The organism is Robertmurraya korlensis, from assembly GCF_023715225.1.
Classification (GTDB): domain Bacteria; phylum Bacillota; class Bacilli; order Bacillales; family Cytobacillaceae; genus Robertmurraya_A.
Window position 1 is genome coordinate 246,418 of sequence record NZ_JAMBNS010000008.1, and the last position, 11,888, is coordinate 258,305.

An 11,888-nucleotide genomic window follows, 5' to 3' on the forward strand; every position below is an offset into this window, starting at 1 on the left:
AATATCAAATAAACCATATTATTAAGAAAAAATTCGGATGAACTGGTGAATAATTGGTAGTGATTGTGTATAATAACATAGGTCAATATTAATAGGACGGAGTATGAATTTTAATTATATTATGAGGATGTAATGAATTAGTAAGTTAACTAGACAATTGTAAAAAAAAAGAACTATTATATTATTAGGATACAGCCGGTTGAGTTGTTAAGTTTTATCTAAATGAACGAAATGCAATCATTAAACTAAGTTACAAAATAATAACCATTAGCTTAGCGTTTTACAGTTATTTACTATTTACGAGGTGTTGCTACAATGGTAAATTACTATTGTTATAAGGAAGTAGTTTGGTATTTTAGTGTTTTACTTTAAAAGTATAAAGTGTTAGTTAAATAATGATAAGTTGATTTTACATGAAATTAGAAAGATAGGTGGTATATGGATGTCCGAACTAATTAAAGAACAGTCTATTTATGTTGAAAAGAAGCAGGACTTGTCTATAAATTCTGCTCGTAGTTATGTTGTAATGAAACGAGCAGTGGATATTGTTGGATCTTTAGTTGGGTTAATTTTGCTCTTTATAGTGTTTATTTTTATTGCATTATTAATAAAGTTAGAAGATCCAAAAGGTAAAGTCCTTTTCAAACAGAAAAGAGTGGGGAAAGATGGTAAAGAGTTTTATATGTATAAATTCCGATCTATGGCATCTGATGCAGAAGAACGACTAAAAGAATTGTTAGCATTAAATGAAGCTTCTGGAGCCATGTTTAAGATGAAAGATGATCCTCGAGTGACAAAGGTTGGAAAATTTATTCGAAAGACTAGTATTGATGAGCTACCGCAATTATTCAATGTGTTAAGAGGAGATATGAGCTTGGTTGGACCTAGACCGCCACTACCAAGAGAGGTAGCAGAGTATACAAGTTACGATCGTCAAAGATTATTAGTTGTACCGGGATGTACAGGGCTTTGGCAAGTTAGTGGGAGAAGTAATGTTGGTTTTGAAGAAATGGTTGAGCTAGATATAAGTTATATTAAAAAGAGATCTTTGTTTTTTGATATACAAATTATACTAAAGACAGTATTGGTATTATTCGGATCAAAAGATGCATACTAATTTTGAATACTGTTAGTATTTTGAGCAGTTTATTTAAATTAATACAATTAAAATTTAAAGGAATGAAATATGAAAAATAACGAATTATTAATAGTTGTATCACCACATAATTGGTATGATCATATTTTGAAAAACAAGAATAATCGACCATTGAAACTAGTGGAATATGTAAAGAAAACAGGCAACTTTGGCTTCGTTATGGTTGTCAATAGAATTAATCCTAAAAGAATCCTACGATCTAAAGGTAAAGAAGATAGAAATACTATAGTAAGAGGAACATTTTTTAAGCTCTTGTTCGATGAGTGCCAAGAAATCTATTATTTAGAACATTTTTTACCCTTTGGTTTTTGGGAGCAATCATTTCTACCAAAACTAATTGAAAAGTGTTCTGCATTTCTTGGTGCAAACCAGGAATACCTATGGGTTTTTGATCCGAAGTCGACTTATATGTTTAATAAGAGATATAATCTAAATATCTTTGATGCCTATGACGATTGGGCTATTTCACCTTTGTTTGAAAACAACAAAAAGCATATGAAATATATTCTTTTAGGATATGAAACGGCAAAAAGAAATGCTGATATTGTGTTTGTCAATACAACTTATATGAAACAAAAGTATTTTAATAATAAGAACAATGTATTTTTATTACCAAATACATCTTCATTGGTTATAAACAATAATAAGACCCATAAACAGAATTTTGGCGATAACAAAACAATCGGATATGTTGGACATATCCATAGTAGAATAGACTTAGATATATTAGAAAAGTTACTGAAGAACTTCAGTGACTATAATATTGTCTTCTTAGGTGAAAACCATCTAGATTCAGATGTTTTTAATCGATTAATCAGTGAATATAGAAACCTAAAGCTACTAGGATCTGTAAGTTATGATCACTTAAGTAGTTATATTAGTGCATTTGATGTAGCAATTGTCCCTCATCTTGTGAATAATTATACTCTTTCCCAAGATTCCATGAAAATCTATGACTACCTATCATGTGGAAGTGCTATTGTCACAACAGATATTCCTCCTACAGATATTCTACCTAACGACGAAGGTTTTATCTATCGAGCTAAATCTGCAGAGGAATTTGTGGATAAAGTTAGAATAGCCGTTAACAATAATAATGAAGAATTAAAACATCGTAGAATGAATTATATGGTTCAGAATACTTGGAAAAATAGAGCGGAATATATTTGCAAAATTATTGATGAGGTGAAACATGATTAGCAACAAAGTAACAGTTGGAATCGTTACATGGAATAGTTCCAAATTTATTAGAAAATGCCTCGAATTATTAAATGTGCAAACATATGAGAATATGGAAGTTATTATTGTAGATAATAATTCAAAAGATGATACTGTTCAAATTATTGAAGAGGTAAGCCCACAGGCAAGAATTATTAAAAGTGAAGAAAACTTGGGATTTTGTGGAGGGCATAATTTAGCTATTAGTCTAGCTGATGGTGAATATTATATGCCATATAATCCTGACATTTTTGCTGAAGAAAATTTTATTGAAGAAATGGTAAAAGCTATTCAATTTGATGAAAGTATAGGATCTGTTTCTGGGAAATTACTTCGATGTGATCCAGCTACTCTAAAAAAGACAAATGTTATTGATTCAACAGGAGTTTTCTTTCAAAAAAATAGAAGAAGTCTTGATAGAGGCGGGGAAGAAGTAGATACCGGACAATACGAAAACATGGAATATGTGTTTGGTGCTTCTGGTGCAGCCCCTTTATATAAAAAAGAAGCCCTTGAAGATATTAAAATCGGACAAGAATATTTCTTAGAATATTTCTTTGCCTATAGAGAAGATGTTGATTTAGCGTGGAGATTGCAGCATAGAGGTTGGAAATGCATTTATACACCACAAGCAATTGCTTACCATGTCAGAAACAATACACCCCTTAAGAGAAAAGAAATGTCTGACCTTGTAAATATGCACTCTGTGAAAAATAAGATAATCATGCTGTTGCAAAATGAAAGTAAAAGAGGACTTATGCATGATGGCCATTTGTATTTAAGCTATGAAATCATGATTTTTGTTTATGTATTATTGAAGGAAAGAACAACATTGCCTGCATATAAGTTTATATTTAAGAATTGGAAAAAAATCATGAGTAATAGACAAGCAATTATGACGAAAAGTAAAGTGAATGCAAAAGAGATGCATCAGTGGTTTGGACGTATAAATAAAATTGATATAGATACGAAGATCCAGTAATTAGAGATATCTAGTCGAAAAAGGATGATAGTGTTTGAAGAATGTATTTATTCTGGGTTCTAAAGGGATTCCAGCTAAATATGGTGGGTTTGAAACATTTGTTGACGAGTTAACAAAAAGAAAAACAAATGATCAAGTTTTTTACCATGTTTCATGTTTGGGCGATAATAATGAAGAATTTACTTATAACAATGCGAGATGCTTTAACGTTAATGTTCCTGATATAGGTAGTGCTAAAGCAGTTCTATATGATTTATATAGTGTGAGGGAAACCGTTCGTTATATTAAAGAACATAACCTTAAGGATTCGATTGTATATATATTGGCATGTCGAATTGGCCCATTTTTAGCTCATTACAAAAAGATGTTGGAAAAAATGGATGTGAAGGTATACGTTAATCCAGATGGGCATGAGTGGAAAAGAAGTAAGTGGAATTACGCCATAAGAAAATATTGGAAACTATCTGAAGCTCTAATGGTTAAGAATTCAGATCTTTTAGTATGTGATTCTGTAGGGATTGAAACCTATATAAAAGAGGATTATAAGAAATATAAACCAAAAACGACTTTTATTGCATATGGTGCTGATGTCACTAAATCTACACTTGAAGATAACGCTGAAGAGCTTCTTTCTTGGTATCAAAGTAAATCAGTAAAAGCAAATGACTATTACTTGATTGTTGGAAGATTTGTACCAGAAAACAACTTGGAATATATCATAAGGGAATTTATGTTATCTAAAACGAATAAAGATTTAGTCATCATTTCTAATGTCGAACAGAATAGTTTCTACGAGGAGCTTTTAAATAAAACAAAATTTGATAGTGACAAACGAATTAAGTTTGTAGGTACAGTTTATGACCAGGAATTATTAAAAAAGATAAGAGAATTTGCATATGGCTATATACATGGTCATGAAGTCGGTGGCACAAACCCATCTCTATTAGAATCCCTTGCTTCCACTAAACTAAACTTGTTATTGGGGGTTAATTTCAATAAAGAAGTTGGTGCAGATGGTGCTGTCTATTTCAGTAAGAAAACAGGGGACCTTGCTAAACTTATTGAAACAGTAGATCAGTGGAAAGAGACTGAATTAGAACATTACGGAGTTAAAGCAAAAGATAGAATTTACAAAGAGTACTCTTGGGATAAAATTGTATCTGAGTATGAGGCTTTATTTACAAGAAGGTAACGTTTAAACTGGTTGATAATAAATAAAAAAGGTTGTACAAAATGAACATATGTATAGTAAACAATGGTTTTGAGATGGGTGGAGTTGGAAGGGTAACGACCACCATAGCTAACTCATTAAGTGAAAATGGCGAGAATGTTACTATATTAGATTTTTCTGGATTGAACTCTTTTTTTTATGAGCTTGATGACGATATTCATATTGCAAAGGAAATAAATAAAAGGACACCTATTAGAAAAATATATACTAAGCTACACAACATCATGTCTGGTTTATTTTCAAAACAGATTTCAGCTAAAGAATTATATAAGGAACAATTAGCAGACTTAATTACTCATCTAGATAAAAATAATTACGATATGCTAATTTTTTGTCAAGGCGATCTAACTGCCCTGATACCATGTATAAAAGACAAGTTCCCTAATTTAAAAGTGATAGCATGGCAGCATAATGAGTATCACATTTACACTAGTAAATACTATGTCAAGTTTCTTCATGACTATTTAAACGGTATTAAGTTGGCCGATGCCGTTATTTGTTTAACAGTGAAGGATCAGAAAGATTTTAGAAAATTTAATCAAAATACATTTTGTATTTATAACCCCTCTACCATGACAATTGATGAAACTAGTGATTTAACAAATAAGAACATTATCTTTGTTGGTAGATTAGCAATAGAGCAAAAAGGGTTAGATTACTTGTTGGAAATAGCTGAGAGCTTGGAACTTGATTGGAAGATAAAGGTTGCTGGTGATGGAGAGGATAGAGAGAAATTCTTGGAATCTATACGCCAGAAAAACTTAGAAGATAAGATTCAATTATTAGGTTCTTTAGGGGTAGGCGATTTGAAATCTTTATACTTATCTGGATCTATTTTTATCTCCACCTCTAGATGGGAGGGTTTCGGACTAGTTATTACAGAAGCAATGGCTGCAGGCATACCTATCATAAGCTTTGATAACAATGGACCATTAGAAATAGTAAAAGATAATGAATATGGTGTGTTAGTTAAAGGTAATGATGTTAATAGTTTTATAATGGAACTTAGAAAAATGATGCAGGATCATGAATTAAGAAAATATTATCAACAAAAAAGTCTGCAACGCTCTAAAGATTTTGCCATTGAAAATATAATAAAGGAATGGTACCAAGTTTTTAATAAAATAAAGAAATAATATCCTTTTTTTATTTTTAATAGTAGAAAGGATTCTAAATATATCATGAAAAAGTTTTTAGGTAAATTTATTGGATTCTCATTTGGGCCCATATTAGGAGCCCTAATTGCATTTATAACGATACCTGTAACAACCTATTTTATTTCGCCTGAAGAATATGGTAAATCGGGTATGTTTACTTTATATTTAGGTTTAGTATTAACACTGTTATACCTTGGTTTAGATCAAGCGTATACTAGAGAGTTTAATGAGGCGGAGAATAAAAATAATTTATTATTAAATGCATTGATATTCCCACTTCTCTTATCCATCGTAATTACAATTTTTATTTGTTTAAACACGGATTACATCTCCTTACTATTATTTGGAGACGCGTCTTACACATATGCTGCCATAACATTTGGTTTACTATTAATTATTATGGTAATTGAGAGGTTTTTATTACTTTCGATAAGGATGGAAGAGAAAGCAATAGAATTTTCTATTGTAAATATACTTGTTAAATTAGGAATACTAATATTAACTCTAATATTTATCCTCTTTATAAGAAGGGATTTCTTAGCAGTCATCTATTCCACCTTTTTTGGACAAGTATTGGCAGATATCTATCTAATCATAAGGTATAGATCGAGATTAAATTTTAGAAAAATGCATTTTGATAAGGAACTATTGATTCAGCTTGCTAAATTCGGTTTCCCGTTGATATTTGCAGCAGTAATGGCAAATTTACTTAATTCTTTAGATAGAATCTTTTTAAGAATTTATAGTACCTTTTATGAAATTGGAATTCTAACTGCTGCTCTTAAAGTTTCGGCAACATTAATAATCGTACAGACTAGTTTTGCGAACTTTTGGGTTCCAACAGCGTATCGCTGGTATAATGAAAAGAAACATATTAAGCACTTTGAATTTATCAGTCACTCCATACTGCTCATAATGTCCGTAGGATTCTGCTTCATTCTCTTGTTTAAAGATATTATTGTTGTTCTATTATCCAATGAATATTATGATGCTAAATTCATCATTGGATTATTATGTCTTCAACCAATTATGTATACAGTTAGTGAAACAACAACTTTAGGTATCGTCTTTTCTAAGAAGAGTTATTTAAACTTGTGGGTAGGCATCATTGCTTTGTTACCTAACATCGCTTTAAATTTAATCCTTGTACCTAAATATGGAGCAGTAGGTGCTGCCATTTCAACAGGGGTTTCCTTTTTGCTATTCTTTGCAAGTAGAAGCTATTTTTCTAATAAGAACTGGGAAGGGTTTTCTGTAAAAAGACATTACTTAGTAGCAGTGATTCTCTTTATTGCGGGTGTTATTAATACAAATGAACACGTACAAATATTTAACATGCTACTATTGCTAATTGTATTAGTGATACAAATGCCTACTATAAAACAAATGATTAAATTTATTAGGAAAGAAAAACAAGGTGAATGGGACTTTAGCTAATTAGGTCCCACTTCTTTTACATAAATAGGAGGAAAAAATGAAAGTTTTGATATTGTTAATACTATACTTGTCCTTATTTTTCATAAGTGCTAAGTATTTGAAAATGAAAAATGATGAGAAGGATAATTTGATCATTCTTTTAACTATTCTATTTGCCCTAAGCTTTAACCTTTCGCTTGGGTTTGAACAGTTTCTGGACGATGAACATAGTGTGGGTAGAGTCCATAGTGGCTTTATTGCTATCGTCGCATGCTTTGTTATTTTCTTCAATAAAAGAATGTTTCAACTAAGAAAAGAATGGATTTTTATTCTACCACTGTTTATTATTTCTTTATATGATTTATTCTTTAGAGTAGATGATTATGTTAGGTTTTTGACCATTACACATACTTATATAAGTATCCTTCTATTGTATTTAATTTTTAAGGGTATAGATAAATTTGATATAAATAGGATTTTAAATGGTTTTAATTATTTAGCAATTTTTAATGGGATTTTAAGTATAGCTCAGTATGTTACTGGCAAAAAGCTGCTGCTTGGAAATTTTAATGACTCCATTATTTATACAGAAGGGTTAGTAGTAACAAAGAGAGCGGTTGGATTAGCTGGTACTAATAACTCAGCGGGAACTTTTGCGGCATTATTAGTAGCGGTAACATTATATAACGTAGCTAAAAGGAAGGACAAGCTAAGTATTATTTCATTGGTATTAACCTTGATAGCTGCAATTCTTACTCTAACTCGCAGTGCGTATGGAGCAATATTAGTTGAATTAATGATTTTTATTGCGGTCATTATATACAAGAATAGAGATAAGTTCTATCGATATATTAAATTTGTTGTTATTGGCACTATATTAGTTGTTCTTGGTCTCTTCTTTAGCAGAAACTTGATTTATCAGAAGTTATTCTTAGAACGCGGTGACACAACATCATCTAGATTTACTCAATATGAGAGAACTTTTAATAATATTGTCCCTGATCATTTTCTATTTGGGATAGGTAGTGGGCAATATAGAACGTACCTCTTAAAGCACTTTTCCATTAGAGATATTGATATTCATTCTCAATATCTTAATGTGTTGGTCGAATCTGGATTTATTATCTTTGTGCTTTTTGTTATTTTAAATTTAGCATTAGTTATAAAGATAGTTACTTCTAATTGTGATTGGATTCTTAAAACAATAACGGCTTGTATATTTATCGCCAATTTAATGTGTGCGAATTTCACACCTAGTCAATATTACTATTTAAACAATATAATCTATTTCTTAATCATGTTTGCGATTTACTTTGAAGCGAGGAAATTTCCGAAGGAGACAAAGTTTTTTGGCTTGGAAAAGAGCTAGACATAGATGTCATCTTATCTCTCGGAGACAACCAAGTCTTTATATTTTTCATTAAGTACTCCGTTGTCATTCCTTTTCTTTCGGATCTGGATGTCCAAGACTTGGTCATGACAAACGCTATGTAATTGTTCCAACGAAGGAAACCAACTTATACGTTTGAATCATGTATCGCTCAAATGTTTCAATGGTACTCAGGCAACAAAGAGTAGTGGGAGCAAATTATATGTGTGGAGTATCAAAGTTATTTTGAGAAGCAATATACAATATAATGAAATAAGATAATTCCAAAATTAAGGGAGAGCAATTTCTTTATGAGAATAACAGTAGCTGGTACAGGTTATGTTGGACTATCTAATGCAATTCTATTGGCACAGCATAATGAGGTTATTGCACTAGATATTATTCAGGAAAAGGTAGACATGATTAATAATAAGAAATCACCAATTATTGATCATGAAATTGAGGAATATTTAGCGACAAAAGAATTGAACCTATCTGCCACAACAGATAATTTCAAAGCTTTTAAAGATGCAGAATATGTTATTATTTCTACACCTACTAACTATGACCCAGAACTGAACTATTTTAATACCAGAACGGTTGAAGCCGTTATTGCCAATGTACTTTCCATCAATCCAGATGCAGTAATGGTAATCAAGTCTACAGTTCCGGTTGGATATACAGAGAAGGTTAGAGAAAAGTTTGAGACAGATAATATTATCTTTTCCCCTGAGTTCTTAAGAGAGGGTAAAGCCCTTTATGATAATTTATACCCTTCTAGAATCGTAGTAGGGGAGCAATCAGAGAGAGCGAAGGTATTTGCTGATTTATTGGTTCAAGGTGCTTTAAAAGAAGATGTAGATGTTTTATTTACAAACCCAACAGAAGCAGAGGCAATTAAGTTATTTGCGAATACGTATTTAGCAATGCGAGTAGCATTCTTTAACGAACTGGATTCATATGCAGAAGTACGTGGTTTAGATACCAAACAGATTATTGACGGTGTTGGCTTAGATCCAAGAATAGGCACCCATTATAATAATCCTTCTTTTGGATATGGTGGTTATTGCTTACCGAAGGATACCAAGCAGTTATTAGCTAATTACGCAGATATACCGAATAATATCATGACAGCTATTGTGGATGCTAATAGAACCAGAAAGGATCATATTGCCGAAATGGTCGTGAAGAAAAATCCAAAGGTTGTAGGAATCTATCGTTTAACAATGAAAATGGATTCAGATAACTTTAGACAATCAGCGATCCAAGGTGTTATGAAGCGCATTAAAGCAAAAGGAATTGAAGTAGTTGTCTATGAACCGGCACTTCAAGAGGAAACATTCTTTAATTCTAGAGTGATTAATGACTTAAATGAGTTTAAAGAGATTTCTGATGTTATCGTTGGAAATAGATTATCTAGTGATTTAGCAGACGTAGAAGATAAGGTTTATACAAGGGATTTATTTAGTAGGGATTGATTAGAAAGTAGCATTCCTAATGTAATGTTTATATAGTTTAAATTGGTACCTCTACAAAAAAACAATAAAAAAAGAGATAAGCTGATAGAAGATGATTCCTATATTGAATAGGGGTCATCTTTTTTTATCCCATTGATAATAATAAACCATATAATGATTAATTTAAGAGCCTTCAGTAGATGTCAGATGAAGAGATCAAGGGGAAAATAATGAATGCAAAAATATATTTAACGATGTTTCACATAAATGTATACGATTCTAATAACTTCTAAAAGAAATTAAATAACCTGAGTCTATATCAATATCGGACTCAGGTTATTTAATATTTATTCCATTTGCAACTTTTTATTTCACAGTGGACTCTTTAAATTAAATACCAAGATGTGCCTTTAATAACTGCTGTGTTTGTGTTCTTTTTTCTTCGGACACATTAAAATAATAAACGCCGTTTATTTTACCGCCTTGACCTTCAAGTTGAATTTGTTCTATGGATTTACTTGCTGATTTATACTTACTCTGGATTGTAACCATTTGAGAGAATGTTAAGCTCGTTTTAACATTATTACCAAGTGCTTTAAAAATGTCACCATAATTTGTTAATGAACTCAAACTTGCGCCTTCATTAATTACACCTTGAATGATTTGCCTTTGTCTAGCTTGTCTACCAAAGTCCCCTTGTGGATCTTCGTATCTCATACGGGAGTATTTAAGCGCCTCTGCTCCGCTAAGTGTAAGTGTACCTTCTTTAAAATGTGTTCCTTCATAAGTAAAGTCTAAGGTGTTTTGAACAGTAACACCTCCAACAGCATCTACGATATCTTTAAAACCTTCCATATTAATTTGGATATAATAATCAATTGGAATGTCTAAGAAATTTTCAACTGTTGCAATTGACATTTCGACGCCACCAAAAGCAAAGGCATGATTAATTTTATCCTGAATTCCTTTTCCAACTATCTCAGTTCTTGTATCACGTGGAATGCTAACCATTTTGACTGAGTTTTGTTGAGGGTTTACGGTGAGTACAATTATCGAGTCAGAACGGCCACTGTCATTCTCTCTCTGGTCTACTCCTAAAAGTAATATTGAGAATGGCTGAGCTTCTTCTAATGCAACATCTTCCGTTCGCTTATCAGATTTCTCTCTGTCTATTGGTGCATGCATTGTTTCAACTGCATTAGAGAGCGAATTATAAACGGAAAAAGCATAAGCACCAACTGCTAGAAATAAAACTATAAAAACTGAAATGAGTATTTTAACCCATTTTTTCTTTTTCTTATTAGCTTTGTTTTCAGAACGTAATACCATATAAAGCCTCCTAGTATAGATATACACAGCAAATTTTTTCGACAAAAAAATTACAGTACGATATAATATTATAACAAATAATAACAAAAAACGAGGTTTATTATGAAAGATTTTATATTTATACTTACTAATATAGTTAATCATTTCCATGATTTAATTATGGAGATGGCTGAAAGTGCTGGTTTAAATCTAACAGATAAAGATTTGCACTTATGGGTATTTGGTATTATTGGTATTATTTCTTTTTTCTTAGTCCATGTTATTTTTAAATTCTTAGCTACCTTTAGCATTACAGCGATTTCGTTTATCTATACCTTTACAATTATGCTGGTGTTAGTATTTGCGATAGAAATACAGCAAAAAATAACAGGTAGAGGGCAGATGGAATTTGATGATGCCGTTATTAGTCTTTGGGGGTTTATTCTTTTTTTTGCTGGGTTCCTTATTGTTACTGACGTTTTATTTTGGCAAGAAATTGTCAGAAGCATTTGTCCACAATCTGACGGAAATATTGACCGAAAGAAAGGGGAAGCCCACAACTTTCTTTAGCTTCCCCTTTATCTAAATATCAAC

10 protein-coding genes are annotated in these 11,888 nt (G+C 31.5%); 9 read left to right on the plus strand and 1 reads right to left on the minus strand.

Features of this window, described 5'->3' with window-relative positions; genetic code table 11:
- Positions 1–442: 442 nt before the first annotated feature.
- The 8 genes from M3175_RS15905 to M3175_RS15940 all read left to right on the plus strand — a co-directional run bounded on the left by M3175_RS15905 (position 443) and on the right by M3175_RS15940 (position 10,007).
- Complete coding sequence (locus tag M3175_RS15905) at positions 443–1,117, plus strand: sugar transferase (RefSeq protein ID WP_251520885.1); 675 nt, start codon at positions 443–445, stop codon at positions 1,115–1,117.
- Between the two features lie 69 nt (positions 1,118–1,186).
- Positions 1,187–2,356, plus strand: coding sequence for a glycosyltransferase (locus M3175_RS15910; protein WP_251520887.1), 1,170 nt, complete (start codon positions 1,187–1,189; stop codon positions 2,354–2,356).
- Positions 2,349–3,356, plus strand: coding sequence for a glycosyltransferase family 2 protein (locus M3175_RS15915; RefSeq protein WP_251520889.1), 1,008 nt, complete (start codon positions 2,349–2,351; stop codon positions 3,354–3,356). Before M3175_RS15910 ends, M3175_RS15915 begins: the two co-directional genes overlap by 8 nt.
- A 34-nt stretch (positions 3,357–3,390) precedes the next feature.
- Positions 3,391–4,548: a beta 1-4 rhamnosyltransferase Cps2T gene (gene cps2T / locus M3175_RS15920; RefSeq protein ID WP_251520892.1), complete on the plus strand. Its 1,158-nt coding sequence runs from the start codon at positions 3,391–3,393 to the stop codon at positions 4,546–4,548.
- 74 nt (positions 4,549–4,622) lie between these two features.
- The gene (locus tag M3175_RS15925) at positions 4,623–5,723 is read left to right on the plus strand and encodes a glycosyltransferase (RefSeq protein WP_251520895.1); all 1,101 of its coding nucleotides are present in this window, start codon (positions 4,623–4,625) and stop codon (positions 5,721–5,723) included.
- 45 nt (positions 5,724–5,768) lie between these two features.
- The gene (locus M3175_RS15930) at positions 5,769–7,181 is read left to right on the plus strand and encodes a lipopolysaccharide biosynthesis protein (protein WP_251520899.1); all 1,413 of its coding nucleotides are present in this window, start codon (positions 5,769–5,771) and stop codon (positions 7,179–7,181) included.
- Between the two features lie 37 nt (positions 7,182–7,218).
- Positions 7,219–8,529, plus strand: coding sequence for an O-antigen ligase family protein (locus M3175_RS15935; protein ID WP_251520901.1), 1,311 nt, complete (start codon positions 7,219–7,221; stop codon positions 8,527–8,529).
- 311 nt (positions 8,530–8,840) lie between these two features.
- Complete coding sequence (locus tag M3175_RS15940) at positions 8,841–10,007, plus strand: nucleotide sugar dehydrogenase (protein ID WP_251520919.1); 1,167 nt, start codon at positions 8,841–8,843, stop codon at positions 10,005–10,007.
- A 369-nt stretch (positions 10,008–10,376) separates the two neighbouring features.
- Here the strand turns inward: M3175_RS15940 and tagU are convergent, their stop codons facing one another.
- A complete protein-coding gene (gene tagU, locus M3175_RS15945; RefSeq protein WP_251520945.1) occupies positions 10,377–11,315 on the minus strand; it encodes a polyisoprenyl-teichoic acid--peptidoglycan teichoic acid transferase TagU in 939 nt (312 codons plus the stop codon).
- A 102-nt stretch (positions 11,316–11,417) separates the two neighbouring features.
- Here tagU and M3175_RS15950 point away from each other — a divergent pair, with 102 nt between their 5' ends.
- Positions 11,418–11,864: a hypothetical protein gene (locus tag M3175_RS15950; protein ID WP_251520948.1), complete on the plus strand. Its 447-nt coding sequence runs from the start codon at positions 11,418–11,420 to the stop codon at positions 11,862–11,864.
- Positions 11,865–11,888 lie beyond the last annotated feature (24 nt).